General features: G+C 34.5%; 20 protein-coding genes, 7 tRNA genes and 1 rRNA gene. 15 read left to right on the top strand and 13 right to left on the bottom strand.

Annotated features, from left to right (window positions below; genetic code table 11):
- Positions 1–15: 15 nt before the first annotated feature.
- The 9 genes from HNP90_RS07260 to HNP90_RS07220 form a co-directional block, all read right to left on the bottom strand.
- Positions 16–453, bottom strand: coding sequence for a Tfx family DNA-binding protein (locus HNP90_RS07260; protein ID WP_011977463.1), 438 nt, complete (start codon positions 451–453; stop codon positions 16–18).
- 118 nt (positions 454–571) lie between these two features.
- Complete coding sequence (hmgA, locus tag HNP90_RS07255; protein ID WP_011977464.1) at positions 572–1,798, bottom strand: hydroxymethylglutaryl-CoA reductase (NADPH); 1,227 nt, start codon at positions 1,796–1,798, stop codon at positions 572–574.
- On the bottom strand, positions 1,788–2,936 hold the full coding sequence (hemA, locus tag HNP90_RS07250; RefSeq protein ID WP_011977465.1) for a glutamyl-tRNA reductase: 1,149 nt from the start codon (positions 2,934–2,936) through the stop codon (positions 1,788–1,790). The genes hmgA and hemA overlap by 11 nt, the downstream gene beginning before the upstream one ends.
- 4 nt (positions 2,937–2,940) lie before the next feature.
- Positions 2,941–3,546 (bottom strand): precorrin-2 dehydrogenase/sirohydrochlorin ferrochelatase family protein, encoded by a 606-nt coding sequence (locus tag HNP90_RS07245; protein WP_011977466.1) that lies wholly within the window; start codon positions 3,544–3,546, stop codon positions 2,941–2,943.
- A 14-nt stretch (positions 3,547–3,560) separates the two neighbouring features.
- Complete coding sequence (locus HNP90_RS07240) at positions 3,561–4,628, bottom strand: glycosyltransferase family 4 protein (protein ID WP_011977467.1); 1,068 nt, start codon at positions 4,626–4,628, stop codon at positions 3,561–3,563.
- A gap of 19 nt (positions 4,629–4,647) precedes the next feature.
- Entirely contained in the window at positions 4,648–5,232 is a 585-nt protein-coding gene (locus tag HNP90_RS07235; protein WP_011977468.1) for a DUF655 domain-containing protein, read from the bottom strand.
- A gap of 101 nt (positions 5,233–5,333) precedes the next feature.
- The gene (locus tag HNP90_RS07230) at positions 5,334–5,657 is read right to left on the bottom strand and encodes an RNA polymerase Rpb4 family protein (RefSeq protein WP_011977469.1); all 324 of its coding nucleotides are present in this window, start codon (positions 5,655–5,657) and stop codon (positions 5,334–5,336) included.
- Between the two features lie 48 nt (positions 5,658–5,705).
- Positions 5,706–5,999, bottom strand: a complete 294-nt coding sequence (locus HNP90_RS07225) for a 50S ribosomal protein L21e (RefSeq protein WP_011977470.1) — start codon at positions 5,997–5,999, stop codon at positions 5,706–5,708.
- Positions 6,000–6,084: 85 nt separating this feature from the next.
- Positions 6,085–7,494, bottom strand: coding sequence for a tRNA pseudouridine(54/55) synthase Pus10 (locus tag HNP90_RS07220; protein ID WP_011977471.1), 1,410 nt, complete (start codon positions 7,492–7,494; stop codon positions 6,085–6,087).
- 21 nt (positions 7,495–7,515) lie between these two features.
- Between HNP90_RS07220 and HNP90_RS07215 the strand changes: the two genes are divergently transcribed.
- Positions 7,516–8,700 carry a TIGR00375 family protein gene (locus tag HNP90_RS07215; protein WP_011977472.1) on the top strand — a complete coding sequence of 395 codons (1,185 nt, stop codon included), beginning with the start codon at positions 7,516–7,518 and terminating at the stop codon, positions 8,698–8,700.
- An 18-nt stretch (positions 8,701–8,718) separates the two neighbouring features.
- Here HNP90_RS07215 and HNP90_RS07210 read toward each other — a convergent pair whose 3' ends face one another.
- Entirely contained in the window at positions 8,719–9,906 is a 1,188-nt protein-coding gene (locus HNP90_RS07210; RefSeq protein WP_011977473.1) for an aminotransferase-like domain-containing protein, read from the bottom strand.
- 121 nt (positions 9,907–10,027) lie between these two features.
- Between HNP90_RS07210 and HNP90_RS07205 the strand changes: the two genes are divergently transcribed.
- Positions 10,028–10,576 (top strand): helix-turn-helix domain-containing protein, encoded by a 549-nt coding sequence (locus HNP90_RS07205; protein ID WP_011977474.1) that lies wholly within the window; start codon positions 10,028–10,030, stop codon positions 10,574–10,576.
- 44 nt (positions 10,577–10,620) lie between these two features.
- On the opposite strand, the gene HNP90_RS07200 is transcribed toward HNP90_RS07205, so the two are convergent.
- Positions 10,621–10,797, bottom strand: coding sequence for a 4Fe-4S binding protein (locus HNP90_RS07200; RefSeq protein WP_011977475.1), 177 nt, complete (start codon positions 10,795–10,797; stop codon positions 10,621–10,623).
- 142 nt (positions 10,798–10,939) lie between these two features.
- Here HNP90_RS07200 and HNP90_RS07195 point away from each other — a divergent pair, with 142 nt between their 5' ends.
- Positions 10,940–12,097 carry an MFS transporter gene (locus HNP90_RS07195; RefSeq protein ID WP_011977476.1) on the top strand — a complete coding sequence of 386 codons (1,158 nt, stop codon included), beginning with the start codon at positions 10,940–10,942 and terminating at the stop codon, positions 12,095–12,097.
- 2 nt (positions 12,098–12,099) lie between these two features.
- Here HNP90_RS07195 and HNP90_RS07190 read toward each other — a convergent pair whose 3' ends face one another.
- Both HNP90_RS07190 and HNP90_RS07185 read right to left on the bottom strand, forming a co-directional pair.
- Positions 12,100–13,278 (bottom strand): cation:proton antiporter, encoded by a 1,179-nt coding sequence (locus tag HNP90_RS07190; protein WP_011977477.1) that lies wholly within the window; start codon positions 13,276–13,278, stop codon positions 12,100–12,102.
- Between the two features lie 18 nt (positions 13,279–13,296).
- On the bottom strand, positions 13,297–13,779 hold the full coding sequence (locus HNP90_RS07185; RefSeq protein ID WP_011977478.1) for a CBS domain-containing protein: 483 nt from the start codon (positions 13,777–13,779) through the stop codon (positions 13,297–13,299).
- Positions 13,780–13,859: 80 nt separating this feature from the next.
- Here HNP90_RS07185 and HNP90_RS07180 point away from each other — a divergent pair, with 80 nt between their 5' ends.
- From HNP90_RS07180 to HNP90_RS07125, 12 genes are all read left to right on the top strand, one after another.
- Positions 13,860–14,498: a protein-L-isoaspartate O-methyltransferase gene (locus HNP90_RS07180; RefSeq protein WP_011977479.1), complete on the top strand. Its 639-nt coding sequence runs from the start codon at positions 13,860–13,862 to the stop codon at positions 14,496–14,498.
- 121 nt (positions 14,499–14,619) lie between these two features.
- Entirely contained in the window at positions 14,620–15,519 is a 900-nt protein-coding gene (gene pdxS / locus HNP90_RS07175; protein ID WP_011977480.1) for a pyridoxal 5'-phosphate synthase lyase subunit PdxS, read from the top strand.
- A 158-nt stretch (positions 15,520–15,677) separates the two neighbouring features.
- Positions 15,678–15,751 (top strand) — tRNA-Thr (locus HNP90_RS07170).
- Positions 15,752–15,797: 46 nt separating this feature from the next.
- A tRNA-Pro gene (locus tag HNP90_RS07165) sits at positions 15,798–15,874 on the top strand.
- Positions 15,875–15,882: 8 nt separating this feature from the next.
- Positions 15,883–15,956, top strand: a tRNA-Tyr gene (locus HNP90_RS07160).
- Between the two features lie 16 nt (positions 15,957–15,972).
- Positions 15,973–16,046, top strand: a tRNA-Lys gene (locus tag HNP90_RS07155).
- Between the two features lie 46 nt (positions 16,047–16,092).
- A 5S ribosomal RNA gene (gene rrf, locus HNP90_RS07150) occupies positions 16,093–16,206 on the top strand.
- A gap of 16 nt (positions 16,207–16,222) precedes the next feature.
- Positions 16,223–16,297 (top strand) — tRNA-Asp (locus tag HNP90_RS07145).
- Between the two features lie 30 nt (positions 16,298–16,327).
- Positions 16,328–16,401, top strand: a tRNA-Lys gene (locus tag HNP90_RS07140).
- Positions 16,402–16,423: 22 nt separating this feature from the next.
- Positions 16,424–16,498 (top strand) — tRNA-Asp (locus HNP90_RS07135).
- Positions 16,499–16,550: 52 nt separating this feature from the next.
- Complete coding sequence (locus HNP90_RS07130) at positions 16,551–17,171, top strand: 4Fe-4S binding protein (protein WP_011977481.1); 621 nt, start codon at positions 16,551–16,553, stop codon at positions 17,169–17,171.
- 79 nt (positions 17,172–17,250) lie between these two features.
- On the top strand, positions 17,251–17,811 hold the full coding sequence (locus tag HNP90_RS07125) for a hypothetical protein (protein ID WP_011977482.1): 561 nt from the start codon (positions 17,251–17,253) through the stop codon (positions 17,809–17,811).
- Positions 17,812–17,861 lie beyond the last annotated feature (50 nt).

The raw sequence follows: 17,861 nt of genomic DNA, 5'->3' as shown, positions 1-17,861 counted from the left end.
TATCTCTTTTTTTACTTATTGCTCACTTTCTTCATAATCGTGAACGAATATATCTCCGTTTTGAAGTATGGTTACAATAAATGGCTCCACTACCATTCTGTTTTTAATGTACCTTTGAGCATTCTGGTTTACAAACTCCATGATTTGAAGTGAGGAGTAGTTTACGTGTATTTCGTCCTGATCTGACTTAGAAAAAATAATCTTTGGAATATTAAATACGTCTGTACCCTTATCTATCTTAATTTTAGAAGGTGCGATTATATCGTTGTAAATACTCAATGTATTTCGCGCCTTTTCAATATTTTCACGAGCTCTTTTTTCGATCATACTGATGTTCGCCCTACTTGTCCCCATAATGTTGGCAATCTCATCTTGTGTGTGCCCTCGTTTTCTGAGGTTTAGCACATTTATTTGAATTTCTGTCAAAAACGATTCCATAGTTCCACTTTTCATAATTAATTATCATATATTATCTTAAAATTGGTATATAAAATAAATGATTTAAATGTTTTTTAATTCGTGAAAAGGTCTGTTCTTTAAAAATTCAAAAAAAGTTTTTAAAAGTGAAAAATTATCTTCCAAGTTCAGAATGCGCTTTTGCAAGATGTCCTGCAGCAAGGGCGCCAATAAGTGATAATTCACCTGCTAAAACAACAGCTCCTGCAATTTCTGCAAATTTAACTGCCTTTTCAGCACCCGCGCATCCAATTATTTCGAGACATTCTCGCTGGGTTTCAACTCTTGTTCCGCCACCAATCGTGGCTACAGGTAAATCTGGAAGCGTAACTGAGAAATAAAGTCCGTCGCCAGTACATTCTGCAGTTGTGATTCCCATACTGCCTTCAACGATGTGTGCTTCGTCCTGTCCTGTCGCTAAAAATAGGGCTCCAACAATATTTGCATACTGCGCGTTAAAGCCTAAAGAGGAACTTATTGCTGAACCAATCAAATTTTTGTAAGTATTCACCTGTTCAATCGCTTTTGAGGTAGTTTTTAAATATTTTTCAACGTATTCTTCTTTTAAAAATACTTCTGCAACAACACTTTTTCCCCTTCCTTCAATCAAATTTATTGCAGCCGGTTTTTTATCAGTACACACATTACCGCTCAATGCAACAGTATCCACAATTATTCCTTCTTTTTTAAGTTCCGATTCGATAAATGAACAGGCTTTTTCAGTTGCAATAGTAACCATGTTCATCCCCATCGCATCTCCTGTTTTAAATGTAAATCTTGGATATACATTTCTTCCAACTATTAAAATTGGGGATATTTGAATTAGTTTTCCATGTCTTGTTGTAGATTCAGCGACTTCTTTTATCTTCGTGAAGTTGTCTAATATCCACTCTTTTAATTTCAAAGCATCGACTATAGAGTTCGTTTTAATTATTGGTGCACGGGTCATCTTGTCGTCAATCACGCGTACAGTTGCACCACCACATTTTGTGATAATACTGCAACCTCTGTTAATAGACGCAACGAGAGCACCTTCCGTAGTCGCGAAAGGCACGTTAAACTCACCTTGTGCATACTTTCCATTAATTGAAATTGGTCCCGCAAATCCGAGTGGAATTTGAATTGCACCAATCATGTTTTCAATGTTTTTCTGCATCGCAAGTTTTTCATCAAGAGTGTATTCCTGAATATGTCTTGTTTCAACGTTTGATAGCTTTTCAAGGTATTTTCGTCTTGCAGTAACTGCATTTCGTTCTCCAAATTCTGAATCAAGCTGGTAAACTTTTATTTCTTTTTTAATCAGTTTTTCAACGATTTCTTCAATATTCACGTTATTTTCCATTTTTCCACCATGCCGAGTTCATAAGGTCTTCTTTTGAAGTATTCAATGAGTAGGATACAAAATCATGAGTTATTCGTTTTGCAAAAGCTTTTGAGAAATTTTCCATGATTTCTTCAGGATCTTTACTTTTGGAAAGTTTAATCGCTTTTTCAAGCTCTTTTACCCTAATTTCTTCAATGTATGTATTAAACTCCTTTAAAACTTCTTCAACATTGATTTTTTCAATCTGTTTCATAAGAACATCGTATTCTTCTTCAATAATTTTTTCAACAGTCGGTATCTCTTCAATTCTTCTTTGCAGATTTTTATCAGATATATTTCTTAAATCGTCAATAGTATACAGTTCAATATTTTCAAGTTCCCGCACCGAATCGTCAACGTCTCTTGGATTTGCTATATCGATTATTATTTTATTTCCCACGTCAATTAAATCTTCTTTTTCCAATATGTAATGGGGTGATGATGTAGCACATATTATAACATCACTGAAATTAACTGCTTCCCTTAATTTATCAAAATGAACAGCCATTCCTTTTAATTCTTTTGCAAGCGTTTCAGCTCTTTCGTAAGTTCGGTTTGCAACGATAACGGCTTTAATATGCTTTTCTACAAGTGCTTTTGCAACCAATGTTCCAATTTCTCCCGCACCGATTAGTAAAACATTCCTGTTTGTAAGTCCGAAGTTTTTTTCCGCAAGTTCGACTGCCGCACTTCCAATTGAAACTCCGCCTTCGTTAATTTTAGTTTCTGTTCGTGCACGCTGTCCGACGTGGATTGCTTTTAAGAAGAGACTGTCTAAATATCGGCTCGTTTTTTTAAATTCACGTGCTTTTTGAAAACTTGTTTTTATTTGGCCTAAAATCTGGTTTTCTCCAAGTATCATCGAGTCCATTCCACAGGACACTTTTAAAAAATGAAATGTTGCATTTTTTCCTTTTAAAATGTCAAACCCTTGAAAATCTTTTAAAATGTCATCAACGTTTGAGTTTACTTCCGTATCAAAATACGCTTCAATCCTGTTGCAGGTTTGGACTACAACGCAAGCCTCGTATTTTTTATAAAATTCATCCTCGTCAATTCGCATCTTTTCAAGAACTGGTATCGGATATTTTTTGTAATCTGCTTTAACAACCAACATAGATTCACCTATGTTTTTCAATAAGTTCTAAAAGTTCTTTTTTAAATTTTTCATCGCTAAAAACGTTTTCAAGAACCTTTTTTCTTTCATTCTGATCTTCAATCTCATTTTTCAAAAAATCACGGAGTTTGTTTTGAAAACTGATTTCAAATTCAGAATTTTTTAAATATTCTTCAACATTTTTGCGAATTTCTCTTGCAACTATCGGGCTTTTTCCACCAGTGTATACTGCAAATGAAACACCATCAACACTGCAATATGCAGGAACTATTAAATTTGATTCCTTTTCAAAAGTTGAAGAGTTTATGAATTTATTTATGCTTTTTGCAATTGAAACAATCCTTTTATTGTTTTTTTCGTCGATCGCGGTTATTATAATATCGTGATTTTTTATTATTGAATATAGTTCTTCATCACTTAAATTACTTACATCGCATTCAAAAAATCTCGCATTTTCGTATTTTGAGATATCCTTTTTCGCAATGCTTTTGGAATAAACGGTAATTTTTGCACAACTATCCAAGAATTTTTCAAATCTTCTTTTTCCAACATTCCCAAATCCAAAAATTAAAACATTAAATCCTTTCAACTCTAAAAAAACAGGAATCATATTTTCACAAGCAATTATTCCGTTAATAATGAATTATATATTTCATAGGTTTTTTTTGCAGAATATCTCCAAGAAAAGTTTTTTGAATAGTTCAAACCTTCTTCTCCGAGAGATTTTCTTAAATTTTTATTATAAACAAGCATGTTTATTCTGTCTTCAAGCACTTTTGTATCTTTTGGATAAACAATGTATCCATTTATTCCATCTTTTATTAGTTCAGGAATCCCTCCAACATCAGTTCCAATAACTGCCTTTTTACAGGCCATGGCTTCGATAATGCTCATTCCAAGTCCTTCTGAAACTGAGGGAAGTATTAAAAAGCTGCAATTTTTTAAATACTCTGAAACTTCGGCTTGTGTTTTTGGTCCAAGTAATTCAACGTTTTTAATTTCGTTTAATTTTATAAAATCCAATATTTTATTATATAATGGACCATTACCAATAATTTTAAACGTAAAATCGATATTTTTGATACTTTCTAAAAAATAAAAGATTCCCTTCTGTTCAACAAGGGATCCGACAAATAATCCGTAATCGCAATCATTATTCGAAGGATTAAATAATTCTTCATCAAATCCGTTGTATATAACGTTCGAATCAATATTAAAATTTGTTTTTAAATTAGTTTTTAAAAATTCGCTAACACATATTATTTTTTCGGAATTGTTAAGTGCATATTCAAAAAAATATTTTCCAAAAGTGTTTTTTGAGAGATTCAATACATCGCTTCCATGAAGTGTCAAAACTGTTGGAATATTGCATTTTTTTCCTAAAACTGCCCCTAAAAAACCCTGTGGTGCTGCATAGTGGCTGTGGATTAAATCTATTTTTTCATTCTTAATTATTTTTTTTCCGAGTTTATATCCATTTAAAATGTAGCTTGGGCCCCTTAATTTTGAAAAGTACGGAATTTTATGGACTGTAACATTTTCAAAAGAATTTTCAATGGTGACATCAAAATTGTAGTTTAAAATATGAAATTCAAAAGAGTCAATTTTGTTTAAATTTTTTATTAAATTTTCAACGTGGATTGAAATTCCACCAATAAATGGATAGTATATTGAAGGAAGTAATATTTTCAAAATAACACCAAAAAAGAGATTAGTGGCTAATTTTCCACTTTACAAAGATATAATGTTTTTGAGGTTCTTTTAATTCCTCTTCAATTCTTTTTGCGAGTGGATCAACTATATTTTTCCTAACTCTATCTTCAAAATCCTTAAAGCTTTCAAATTTTTTTATTTCCCTTTCTTCGATTACTTTCCACATTGATGTTTTACCAATTCCTGGAAGTAACTGTAATGTGTGCATTCTGTTTGTAAGTGGCCCACAATTATTTAAAAATTCAACGAATCTTTCTTCCTGGGCTTTAACTGCTTCTTTTATTACGTGAAGAAGTTCAGTTTTTGCAGTAGGGGTTAGTTGGTCGTATTTTAACATTTTTGATACGAACTCTACTTTTTCCCTTTTTCCCTTGCCGATATAGAGTTTTTCTGCAAGATCTGCAACCTGATTATCCTTAAATGTTAATTCCATCATTACAAACTGTTTTTCACCAAAAGCTTGTGCAATCGGTTTTTTTTGGTGAAGTGGCCTAGTATCGTCAGGGTACCCATATTCTAAGAAGTCCAAAACGTATGCGTATTCTTCAAACTCTCGTTTATTTTGTTCATGCCCCTCTCTCATACTTACACCTATCAAATGTTGGAAATTAAAATAACATTACTTAATATCGAGTTAATTCAATAAAAAACTAATTGTTTCAATAATAAAATGGTAGAAAAGCGTTATTTGAATTTACTAACTACTTCTAAAATGTCGTCCTTGTTTTCAGGAACATCGACTCTGTAAAATATGATTTTCAGGTCTTCTTCTGTTTCTGGAAGTAAGTCTATAATTTTAACTGCCATTTTTTCAGTTAGCCCTAAATTTGTGAGCTGTTCAAACATGGTGTCAGCATCTTCTTTACTTATTGTTGAAAATTTTCTTAAATAGTCGAGTGAACAACCGTGTTCGTACGATAATTCGTCAAAACCTGCTCTTTCATCCATAATTTCGGTTGCATGAGCAATTGTTGTGTACTTTTCGGAAATAATTTCTTTTCCAATCATAATCTCCCTCAAAACAGATTAGTCTAAAAAAAAGATATCTAAAAATAATTATAATTTAGATTCTCTTAAGTGTTGCGGTCTAGCAATAATGTCTTTGTATTTTCCGCCATCTTTTACTCTAACTAAGAATGATCTTCCTCTTTGAGCAACAACAACTCCAGTTTTACCGTGGAATTTTGGGTGCGGCATTCCTTTCTGTACTGAAGGGTCGAGTACTACGTGAACTCTGTCTCCTTCGGTGTAGCATTTTAAAGCTCTTGTTAACGGAGCCATTCCTTTCTGTCTTGGGTGTTTCTGAAGTTTATATCTTGTTTTGCTTCTAAATCCTTCACTTTTTTGCATAGTTATTCCTCCTAATGTGTTTCATGAACATAATTGGCATAGTGTCTATCCTTTTTTTCACTACCAATATATAACCATTTCTATTTTAGATATTTTCTACATCATCATAGTCGTGAACATCCAAAACATCTAAAAATTTACAGATGCATTTATTGTTTAGCAATTCCGAAACGGAAGGGGTAGTTCTCCCTTCATCGCTGCTAATGAGTTCTTTGATGTATAATCCGCCATCGCAGAATATCTTAAGTTCAAAGTTATAATCATCAATCATATGCGGCCAAGCTTTATATACCTTACGTACACGCACGAGGTCAGCCCTTCGATGTGAGACCCTATCGGGCGTCCTTTGGTCAATTACTAAATCTTCGAGTTTATTTACTAATTCAGCCACTTCTTCACTCGACACTTTTTCGTCGCACTCAACTTGAGCAAGATATGTTTTTTTATGGGGCTCATTTTTGAAGAAGTGAACGTCTTTTTTAAGGCCGTATTCGACATTTAGTATTTCAACAGTCTCAGATGCATTAACTTTTGAAGCAAGTTCTTCTAAATTAACTTTTCTTACCTTTGGCTCTTTTATTTCAATTACAAAAGGCCTTCCATTTCCAAGCATTCTAACATCAATGTCTTCTCGCCCTGCACCGTGAAGTGCTTCTGAACTTCCTTTCATAACATCCATAAACGGTTCTGCAATGATTTCTTCAACTGAAGTCATGTACTGTTTTCCAGTGAAGTTACATTTTTCACAGCCTTTTCCTTTGCAAGACCTGCAATGCCAGTGGCTTTGCGGAATTCCTCTAACTAGCTTTTTATATCTTCCTTTGATAAATACGGGGTTTACTTGAAGTGTAACTTTTTGATTGTATGGATTTACCATGACTACGATATCAGGATTTTCCTTGTCAACTCGTCTTTTAACTAATGGTACTACTACTTTTCCAAGTTCTCTTCCAAATTCCTGCCTTATACTTTCCATAAATGGAGTTTCAATCTCATTTTCAAGTTCTTTAAATCTTTTTGGAAGTTTTGTACCGATTAAAAAGCTGTCAAATTCGTATTCAGAAAGTGCATCAACTACATTTTCAGCAACTTTTTCAATATTTTCAATTTCAAAAATTCCTTTACACCATGGGCAGAGTTCTTCACACTCTTCGGTTTTTTCATATTCAGCTTCATTTTTAAATTTTGTTTCGTATTTTTCAATATCTTCAATTAAATCAAGTTTTATTCCTGAAATTCCTGATTTGTAGAGGGAATACATCAGTTCTTTAATTTCTTCCAATTTTTCAGGATTAATTTGATTATCAGAATTTTCAGAAGATTCATTCATTTTTTCAAGGGCATTTCTTAAATCTTCTTCAAGTTCGATTGCTTTAGCAAGTTTTAAAGCATGTCCTCTCTCAAAATTACTGGATCTAATAAGTTTTCCGTAAAGTCTTCCAAAACATCTGTCGCACAAGGGGTATTTTTTTAAAACAGAATAATCTATATTCATATAATCTCACCAGGTGATTTCATGATAATTAATGCGGATCTACATATTCACTCAAAATATTCTATGGGAACTTCTAAGTATATGGATATCGAGCATATATTAAAATATGGGCCAGTAAAAGGTCTCGATTTAATTGCGACAGGGGACTGTTTACACGCAAAATGGCTCGAAGAAATCGAAAAATACGCGGATAAACCACTTCTTCTTTCAACAGAGGTCGAGGATAGAAATCGGGTTCATCATTTGATATATCTGCCACAAACTTCTCAGGCTCACGATTTAAGAGATAAATTCTCAAAATATTCAAAAAATATCGATGCTGATGGAAGGCCGAGAGTTTCATTAAATGGACTGGAAATTATGGATGCAGTGCAAGATGTAGGGGGACTTATCGGGCCAGCTCATGCATTTACGCCATGGACAAGCATGTACAAATCATTTACTTCAATTTATAATTGTTATGGAAAAAAACCTGATTTTATCGAGCTCGGACTTTCAGCAGACACGGATATGGCAGATATGGTCGAAGAACTTCGAGATCTACCTTTTTTAAGTAATTCTGATGCGCACTCATTCTATTCCCACAGGCTTGGAAGAGAATTCAACCAAATGGACGTAGATGAACTTGAAGGGCTTGAAACAAACTTTGAAGAGATAAAAAAGGTTTTAAAACACAATAAAATAACTGCAAATTATGGACTCGATCCAAATCTTGGAAAATACCATTTAACCGCATGCACTAGATGTTTTACCAGGTTTAAATTGGAAGATGCAGAAGAAAATAACTTTAAATGTCCTGAATGCAAGGGAACGATTAAAAAAGGAGTTCATGATAAAACTTTGGAACTATCAAAGGATAAAAAAGTAATCCACCCTGATTTCAGGCCGAAATATCACAAAATAATTCCCTTAGCAGAAATAATTTCACTTGCAATCGGGAAGAATATCGGAACAAAATCAGTAGATACCATCTGGGAGCAGTATATTAAAAAATACGGAAATGAAATCGATGTTTTGATTAACGAAGATATCAATGAAGTTAAAAAGATAAATGAGCACGTTGGAAAAATAATCGAGCTTTTCAGAACAAATAAAATATATATTTACCCTGGTGGCGGCGGGGAATACGGCCATATCTCAAAAGTTCCGGTAACCGTTAAGTGGTACAAACCAAAATTAACCCTTGATTCATGGGTAAAAAAATAAAAAAGTAAAAATTAAAAGTTAATTTAAATATTCTTTTAAAACTTTTGAAAGTCTTTTAATTCCTTCAATTATTTTTTCATCGGGCATATTTGAGTAGTTAAGTCTAAATGTATTTTCATGGCCTCCGTTTGGGAAGAATGACCCTCCTGGGACAATTGCAACATTATTTTTCAGACATTCATCCAAAAATTCACGTGCACTGTATTTTTCAGGAAGTTCAACCCATGTAAAAAGTCCCCCTTCAGGATTTGTATATTTAATTCCTTCTGGAAATTCTTCTTTTATCGTGTTTATCATCAAATCTCGTCTGCCTTTGTATAATTCTTTTAATTTTAACACTCGTTCATCAAAATCATAATTTTCAAGCATTTTTGAGATAATTCTCTGGGAAAATGACGAAGTATGTAAATCCGCACTCTGTTTTACAAGAATATATTTTTCGAGGATATTTTCTGATGCAGCAATCCATCCTACCCTTAAACCCGGACAAAAAGTCTTTGAAAACGTTCCCAAATGAATTACAAGACCTTTTGAATCCATTGATTTTAATGAAGGCAACATTTCCCCGTCAAATCTTAATTCTCCGTAGGGGTTATCTTCAATTACTGGAATTCCATATTTTTCAATTATTTCCATGAATTTTTCCCTTCTTTCAAGAGTCCACGTTTTTCCAGTTGGATTTTGGAAATCAGGAATTGTATAAATGAGTTTTACATTATCTGTTGTTTTTAAAATTTTTTCAAGTTCTTCTGGAATCATTCCAAAGTCGTCAGTCGGAACTTCCTTAAACTGGGGTTCGTATGATTTGAATGCGTTGATTGCTCCAAGATAAGTTGGACTTTCACATAACACCACATCATTTTCATCCAAGAATACTTTTCCAGAGAAATCTAATCCTTGCTGGGATCCACAGACGATTAAAATATTATTTTCTGTAACATCTGTTTCCAGTACTTTATTCATTCTTTCTGAGATTTTCTGTCTAAGTGGGGGGTATCCTTCCGTTACATCATATTGGAGGGATTCTGGGCCCATTTCATCAAGAACTATTCCAGAAATTTCTTTTATTTCTTTTACCGGGAAGAGTTCGGGTGCGGGAAGACCTCCTGCAAAGGATATAATTTCAGGGCTCTGGGTAATCTTTAATATTTCCCTTATTTCAGACGATTTAATTTTTTCCATTCGTTTTGAGTAGCTCAATGCCATATTCGTCCCCTAAATTTCGATAAAGATTTAATCATGGAAGTTCATAACATACAAATATACGTATATTGAATATGGTAGTATATCTTAATCTATATATACATTATAGTGCACAGGAAAAATCATGAAGGACTTAAACGACGTAATTTCTAAAAATTTAAAAATCATCCGAAAAAGAAAAGATTTAAGTTTGGATGCTTTATCTAACATAACCGGAGTAAGTAAAAGCATGCTCGGCCAAATAGAGCGAGGAGAAGTAAATCCTACAATTTCAACAATTTTAAAGATTTCCAATGGATTAAAAGTTTCATTTACATCACTTTTAAAGAATGAAAAACCCGAAGTTGATTTAATTCCATTTGAAGATTTAAATCCAGTTTTTGAGGGTGAAGGCCATAAATTATATCCTGTAATTCCATTTGAAGATGATAAACGATTTGAAACATATATTGTTGAGATAAAACCCGGACATAAATACTATTCCGAAGGACACGTAAAAGGAACTGAAGAGATCATAACTGTTTTTGAGGGTGAACTTGCACTCAAAATCGGTGAAGTTGATTATTTCCTTAAAAAAAATGATACAATTAGGTTTAACGCAGAAAAATCCCACGTATATGAAAATAGGGGTTCAAAAATTACAAAATTAAATCTTATCCTTCATTATGAGTAATTTAAAAATAGATTAAATTGGGAATGTATTATAGAATTTCAAATTTATTCTTCTTTAATGCATGCTACAGGGCAGATGTCAGCACAATCGCCACAGCCAGTACATTTAGCAGGATCGATAACTGCTTTACCGTCAGCTTTTTCTGAGATAGCGTTTTCAGGGCATGAAGGAACACAAGCTCCGCATGCGATACATTCATCTTCGTTTACTTTATATGCCATAATTACACCTCAATTGGTATTTTTTTCTAGTTTATTTCCAATAAGCATTACATATTTTTATAGGTTTGTAAACTTTACTGATTGCCACATAGTATTTATCTATCAAATGCGAGTGTATTATAAAAATAAAATGTGAAAAGTCATGCAGGAAAAAATGAACGGTATTTACGTTCTATGGATCACAATTTTTGTGACGATGCTCGGTATTGGTCTAATTGCGCCACTTTTAGCAATATTTGCAAAATCGTATGGTTTATCAAATTTTCAGATCGGGCTGATTTTTGGTTCTTTTGCACTAGTTAGGACAATCTTTCAACTTCCTGCAGGAACACTATCAGATACTTACGGAAAAAAAATATTTTTGGTTGCAGGAACACTTCTTTACGGGGTAACCACTCTATTTTATGGATTGGTATCCGGATTTGCAAGCATGCTCATAGTCAGGACTTTCACAGGCGTATTTTCGGCATTTGTAAATCCTGTTGCAGGTTCGTATATTGCACAAGTCTCTCCGAAATCAAAACTTGGGGAATATATGGGAGTATTTAACTCCGCAGTATCTTTAGGATTTGGCGTTGGACCATTACTTGGAGGATTACTTGCGGATATGTATGGAATTATGGTTCCATTTTACGTATGTGGTATTTTAGGAATTATCGCATCAATAATTGCTTATTACAAACTGGAAGATATTTCCAAATCACAAGAAAAACAAAAATTATCTGGTAAAAAATTATTTTCGCTTGAATTTTTAAAAATGAGAAATTTTAGCGCAGCTTTTATAATAAATATCGCGATAACAATTTCAAGGGGTGCACTTCTCGCATATTTAGCAATTTACGCGTATGATTACGGAGTTTCTGCTTTTAAAATTGGAATAATGCTTGCAGCAATGAATATGGTTCTAGCAGTGACGCAGAAAAAATTTGGAAAAATTTTCGATAAAAATGGAAACAGAATAATATTAAATGGAATAATTATTGGAAATTTAGGGATGTATATTCTTGCAATGTCCACATCGTTTACTTCAATGTTTTTTTCATTAATTATCGCATCAATTGGGGCTTCAATGAGTACTCCAGGGATAAATTCAATTGCAATTCGAGATATTCCGCATGAAAGAAAAGGTGAAGCAATGGGGCTTTACACTGCAAGCATAAATGTTGGAATATTCGTTGGTGCAGTACTGCTAGGATATATTTCAGATATTGTTGGAATTTCAAACATGTTTAAAATAGGGGCAGTATTTTCATTTTTAATAAGTTATATTGCGTATGTTTTAATAAAAAATAAAAAATAGATTTAATTTTCCACTTCTTCTGCAAAAGCCCATTTTAATAGCGGGGGCGTTGAAATAATTGATATTGTGATGAATATCATCGTTGCAGCAATGAATTTTCCGACATTGGCCTCGGAAATTACTCCTGCATGTATTGCAACCATAAGGTTGATTAACGCAATTTCAGCTCTTGGAATTGAACCAATTCCCATTTGAAGCGATTTTTTAAGATTCCATCCCATGATTCTCGCACCAAAGCCCCTTCCAACAACCTTACTTACAATTGCAATTGCTGTCAGTACCAAAGCAAGGTAAAGTGCGTCAAAATCTCCAAAAATTGTTAAATTTAATGATGCCCCAGTATACACGAAGAATAATGGAATTAAAATACTGTAACCTATTGTTTTTACATCTTCAATTAAGTTTTTACCTTCGGGAGTTCTTGAAAGGACTAGCCCTGCCATGAAAGATCCTTCAATAGCAGCTTCAAACCAGTTCTCTGCTAAAAACGAGAATAAAAACATAACTGCAATTGCAAGGGACAGTATTCCTTTTTCTACTTGGAGTTTTTCTGAAAATGAAATGAATTTATGTACAAATTTCATGGCGAGGAAACCTGTAATTATAAAGAAAATTGCAAATTTTCCTAAAAGTCCAAGAATACTGCCACTACCCACTGCAAATATAATCAACATAATGCCTAAAAAATCATCCATAATACTTGCACTAAGCGATGCTGCACCAACTTCACTTTTTAGCACGCCTAAATCCATCATTACTCTTACAGTAATTCCAATACTCGTCGCAGTTAAAACCACACCGCCTGCAAACGATTCAACATTGTTGTATCCCATATGTTGCATTGCAAAATAACCCATCACTAGCGGAACTAAAACACCAAAAACTGTTGAAACAGTCGCAATTTTGCCAGTTTTCTTTAAAACCGATAAATCTGTGTCAAGCCCCCCTAAAAATAACAAGAATATAATTCCTAACCTAGATAAAAAATCGAAAACCTCATTGTTATGAATTGTGAGATGCTCAGGACTTACTACTCCAAAAAATACTAGATTTCCAATTAGCATTCCCATAATCATTTCGCCGAGAACGCCCGGAAATCCCAATCTATTCATCAGGTGGTCACCAAGTTTACCAAAAATTAGCGCAATTCCTATGGTAAACAACACCCAGCTAGCTTCCATTAAAAACCCCTCTATATGTTATTGAGCTAAGCAAAGACTCAAAAATTTGTTAATTAGTATTTTTAAACTTATTTCACCAATTAATCTTTCATCATCATCGAGCACCGCTAAAATCTGAATTCCATATCGTTTCATCTTTATCAGGGCTTCGAGTACTGTTGCGTTGTGATTAATTGCAAGTGCATTTTTTTCCATAACTTCTTTTGCAGTTTTTGCACCACCGATTACGGATTTTAGTGCAGAACGAGTACTTCCGATGTATAAATTATGCTTATCCGGAGGTAATAAAAAGTCTATGACGCTTAAATATTTGATTACTCCAAGTAAACTGCCTTCTTCTTCGCAATTTATAACCCAAACGTGATGTCTTGATCTTAATATTTCCATAACTTTAATAATTGGGTCATTACAGCAAACAACCGGCATCGTGTTTATTGGAGGTATTACATGTTTTAATTTAATCTCATGATACTTCCCAAGTGCATTTTCAAGATTTTCCATATAGTCCACCTAAGAGTTTAAAGCCGATTTATATATCTTTTTGAAGATATAAATATTAATCAATTTTTTAGGGGGGGGGCATGCCTTTAAACGAAATTGTCGGGGTTATTGGAAACTTAATTTCAAACGGCTACATCAAAAAACAAAGCGTAATAGATGCATTAATGACCGTTCCAAGGCACAAATTTATTCCAAAAAGCATGGAAGAGTATGCATACATCGACAGTCCTCTGGGGATCGGATACGGCCAGACCATTTCTGCAATACATATGGTCGGGATAATGTGCGAAGAACTCGATTTGGATGTTGGTCAGAATGTACTTGAAGTTGGAACTGGTTCTGGATACCATGCAGCAGTAGTTTCTGAAATAGTTGGAGAATCTGGAAACGTTACAACAATAGAAAGAATACCTGAACTTTTCGAAAAATCAAAACAAGTACTTTTAGAACTTGGATACGAAAACGTTGAAGTGGTTTTAGGGGATGGTACAAAAGGATATCTGGAAAATTCACCATATGATCGGATATATGTCACTGCATCGGGTCCAGATGTTCCAAAAGCTCTTTTTGAACAGTTAAACGATGGTGGAATTATACTCGCACCTGTTGGAAGCCATTTTCAGACTTTAATGAGATACAAGAAAATACATGGTAAAATATTTGAAGAAAAACTTTTAGAAGTTGCATTTGTTCCATTAATTGGTGAAAATGGCTTTTAAGATCACTTATTTTTTCTAAATTAAATATATTAAAAAAATCGACATACTTTTTTATATTTGAAAACAAAATTAATTTTGAAACGCTTATTAAATTAGGGCACACCATACATGGGGAGATAGAATGAAAAAATTAGGAACAGACCTTTTAAAACGAGGATTTGCTAAAATGGTAAAACACGGGGTTGTAATGGATGTTACAAACGTGGAACAGGCACAGATTGCAGAAGACGCGGGAGCTGCTGCGGTAATGGCTTTGGAAAGAGTTCCTGCCGATATCAGAGTACAGGGCGGCGTTGCAAGAATGTCTGACCCAGAAATGATTTTAGAAATTAAAGACGCAGTATCAATTCCAGTAATGGCAAAAGCAAGAATTGGACACTTTGTAGAAGCTCAGGTGTTGGAATCAATCGGTGTTGACATGGTTGACGAGAGCGAAGTTTTAACCCCTGCTGATGAAGTAAATCACATCGACAAAAGAGCATTCACAGCACCATTTGTTTGCGGTGCAAGAAACTTGGGCGAAGCTTTAAGAAGAATTGATGAAGGGGCAGCAATGATCAGAACTAAAGGGGAAGCTGGAACTGGAAACGTTGTTGAAGCTGTAAAACACATGAGGGCAGTTAACGAAGGAATTGCAAGGGTTGTGGGATACAAAGAAATGGGCCTCGAAGCAGAATTAATCCAAATGGCAAGAAACGAATTAAAAGTTCCAATGGAACTTATTTCAGAAGTTGCAGAACTTAAAAGACTTCCAGTTGTAAACTTTGCTGCGGGTGGAATTGCAACACCTGCTGATGCTGCTTTAATGATGCAGATGGGCTGTGATGGGGTATTTGTTGGATCAGGAATTTTCAAATCCGGAAACCCTGCAACAAGGGCAAAAGCAATTGTTGAAGCAACCTACAACTTTGATAAGCCAGATGTAATCGGAGAAGTAAGCAAAAACTTAGGGGAAGCAATGGTTGGAATAAACATCGATGAAATTCCAGAAGAAAAGCTCCTCGCAAAAAGAGGAATCTAACTCTACATTTATTTCTTCAATCTTTATTTTAAAATGATTTTATAATATCTTTTTAAATCTAAAACACGATAATTATTTGAAAAAATAATTTAACAAGAATATTGAACTACCGAAAGCTTTATATATAATGATACTATTATTGAGTATGCGAACAAATTGCCTCGGTGGCTCAGCCTGGTAGAGCGCCTGACTTGTAATCAGGTGGTCGGGGGTTCGAATCCCCCCCGGGGCTTGAGTTACCTTTATAAATAGGTAAGTTCAAATATAAGTCGTCTTATGGGCCTGTGGGGTAGCCTGGTCATCCTTTGGGATTTGGGATCCTGAAACCCCAGTTCGAATCTGGGCAGGCCCACCACTTATATTCCCGCGATAGTTCAGACTGGTAGAACGGCGGACTGTAGATCCGCATGTCGCTGGTTCAAATCCGGCTCGCGGGACTCACATATTCTTTCGGGGCCCGTAGCTTAGTCTGGTAGAGCGCCTGACTTTTAATCAGGCGGTCGAGGGTTCGAATCCCTTCGGGCCCGCTCAAAAAACACGTACATTGGAGTTATTAACTCCTAGCTGTTTTGATACGGCGGTCAAAGCGGGGGTGTCCATCCGATCCCATCCCGATCTCGGAAATTAAGCCTCCCAGCGATTCATTAAGTACTGCCATCTGGTGGGAACAATGTGACGCTGCCGGTCACTTCTTATTTCACATGCCCTGGTGGTGTAGCTCGGCCTATCATACAGGACTGTCACTCCTGTGACTCGGGTTCAAATCCCGGCCAGGGCGCCTTACTTCTATTTTCAAAACAAGCAATCTGGGCCCGTAGCTTAGTCTGGTAGAGCGCCTGACTTTTAATCAGGCGGTCGAGGGTTCGAATCCCTTCGGGCCCGCTCAAAATTATTTATTTCACATGCCCTGGTGGTGTAGCTCGGCCTATCATACAGGACTGTCACTCCTGTGACTCGGGTTCAAATCCCGGCCAGGGCGCTTTTTTGATAATATTCAAACTAATTGATACATTTGGATTTATTGTGAAAACATGTCTTACGACGACGAAGAGTTTAACAAAATTTTTACAAAAGGAAAATTTTTGAAAAATATTATTTTTAATTTATTTAAACCACATAAAAATCCAGAATTTCTCGGAGAAACTAAAAGCCCGGAACTTGAAGAATGCATCTGTTGTGGATTGTGTGTTGATGTATGCCCAACTAATGCAATATCTGTTTTTAAATTTAGGGATACAATTTGTGAACACTGTGGAGCATGTTTGAATGCATGTCCTGTTGAAGCAATTGAAAAAAATAGGTTTTCAGTAGATCCTGAAAAATGTATAAAATGCGGGTACTGCTCAATAGTTTGTACAATTCCTATTTTAAAAAATGAAATGCCAGTTTCGAAAGTTCCAGAAGTTACAAAGGAATGCAATAACTGCAAACTCTGTATTCAAAAATGCCCTAAAAAGGCAATTTCTTTTGAGAATGGTAAAATATTGATAAATCCTGAAAAGTGCAATTTATGCTTAAAATGCGTTGAATTCTGCCCTCTAAATGCATTATTATCTCCAGAAGATGCATTAAAATCTAAAATTATCAAAGTGGATTTAAATTCATGCATTTTTTGTAAGGACTGCGAAGAAGTATGTCCTGTTAGAAAATAAAATCTCTAAATCCTTTCAAAACTTAACCTTTATATATTACTTTTTTGGATAGTGTTAATATCACATTTGAGGGGATGTTTTGAGATACGGAGTTTTATTTTCTGGAATTTTATTGCTTAGTATGGGACTAAATATTTTTGGTTCATATGTTGAAAGTGTTTATCTTTTTCCACTTTATCTTGACAGTATCGGAACGATATTCAGTGCAATGGTACTGGGCCCACATATTGGGGCGCTTGTAGGGCTTGCCACAAATTTGATAACTGGTATTTTAATATCTAAGGAAAACTTTCTTTTTGCAGTCGTAAATGTTTTAATCGGGCTTACTGCTGGAATAATGCTTCACACAAAAAATATTAATTTTAAAACAATATTTTTAGCCGCAATAGTTGTATCAATAATTTCTTCAATCATGGGAAATATGGTTTCGATATATTTCTTTGGCGGAATAACTGACGGTGGAGTGGGACATATTACTCAAACGATAATTGCGCTTGGACAGGGGATTCCAACTGCTGCATTTGCCGCAGGACTTTATACAAATTTCGCAGACAAAATTCTCTCTTTCATGGTTGCATTTTTTATAATATACTTATTACAGGACAAACTTTCTGTTTATGATTTAAAATTTGGAGATTAACTTTTACTTTTAAATTGCACCCATATCCATTAATAATTTTAATGACAGTA

It is taken from the genome of Methanococcus maripaludis, from assembly GCF_013760955.1.
GTDB lineage: Archaea > AGJL01 > Methanococci > Methanococcales > Methanococcaceae > Methanococcus > Methanococcus maripaludis_A.
The sequence above is the reverse complement of the archived record's forward strand: the minus strand, read 5'-3'. Positions and strand labels throughout refer to the sequence as shown.

Bases quoted from the DNA above. Each gene is read 5' to 3' on its own strand.
- HNP90_RS07195 (WP_011977476.1), top strand. From the start codon at position 10,940: ATGCAGGAAAAAATGAACGGTATTTACGTTCTATGGATCACAATTTTT.
- HNP90_RS07130 (WP_011977481.1), top strand. From the start codon at position 16,551: ATGTCTTACGACGACGAAGAGTTTAACAAAATTTTTACAAAAGGAAAA.
- HNP90_RS07205 (WP_011977474.1), top strand. From the start codon at position 10,028: ATGAAGGACTTAAACGACGTAATTTCTAAAAATTTAAAAATCATCCGA.
- HNP90_RS07225 (WP_011977470.1), bottom strand. From the start codon at position 5,999: ATGCAAAAAAGTGAAGGATTTAGAAGCAAAACAAGATATAAACTTCAG.
- HNP90_RS07235 (WP_011977468.1), bottom strand. From the start codon at position 5,232: ATGAGAGAGGGGCATGAACAAAATAAACGAGAGTTTGAAGAATACGCA.
- HNP90_RS07215 (WP_011977472.1), top strand. From the start codon at position 7,516: ATGATAATTAATGCGGATCTACATATTCACTCAAAATATTCTATGGGA.
- HNP90_RS07200 (WP_011977475.1), bottom strand. From the start codon at position 10,797: ATGGCATATAAAGTAAACGAAGATGAATGTATCGCATGCGGAGCTTGT.
- HNP90_RS07210 (WP_011977473.1), bottom strand. From the start codon at position 9,906: ATGGCATTGAGCTACTCAAAACGAATGGAAAAAATTAAATCGTCTGAA.
- hmgA (WP_011977464.1), bottom strand. From the start codon at position 1,798: ATGGAAAATAACGTGAATATTGAAGAAATCGTTGAAAAACTGATTAAA.
- HNP90_RS07260 (WP_011977463.1), bottom strand. From the start codon at position 453: ATGAAAAGTGGAACTATGGAATCGTTTTTGACAGAAATTCAAATAAAT.
- HNP90_RS07245 (WP_011977466.1), bottom strand. From the start codon at position 3,546: ATGATTCCTGTTTTTTTAGAGTTGAAAGGATTTAATGTTTTAATTTTT.
- HNP90_RS07230 (WP_011977469.1), bottom strand. From the start codon at position 5,657: ATGATTGGAAAAGAAATTATTTCCGAAAAGTACACAACAATTGCTCAT.
- HNP90_RS07220 (WP_011977471.1), bottom strand. From the start codon at position 7,494: ATGAATATAGATTATTCTGTTTTAAAAAAATACCCCTTGTGCGACAGA.
- hemA (WP_011977465.1), bottom strand. From the start codon at position 2,936: ATGTTGGTTGTTAAAGCAGATTACAAAAAATATCCGATACCAGTTCTT.
- pdxS (WP_011977480.1), top strand. From the start codon at position 14,620: ATGAAAAAATTAGGAACAGACCTTTTAAAACGAGGATTTGCTAAAATG.
- HNP90_RS07185 (WP_011977478.1), bottom strand. From the start codon at position 13,779: ATGGAAAATCTTGAAAATGCACTTGGGAAGTATCATGAGATTAAATTA.
- HNP90_RS07190 (WP_011977477.1), bottom strand. From the start codon at position 13,278: ATGGAAGCTAGCTGGGTGTTGTTTACCATAGGAATTGCGCTAATTTTT.
- HNP90_RS07180 (WP_011977479.1), top strand. From the start codon at position 13,860: ATGCCTTTAAACGAAATTGTCGGGGTTATTGGAAACTTAATTTCAAAC.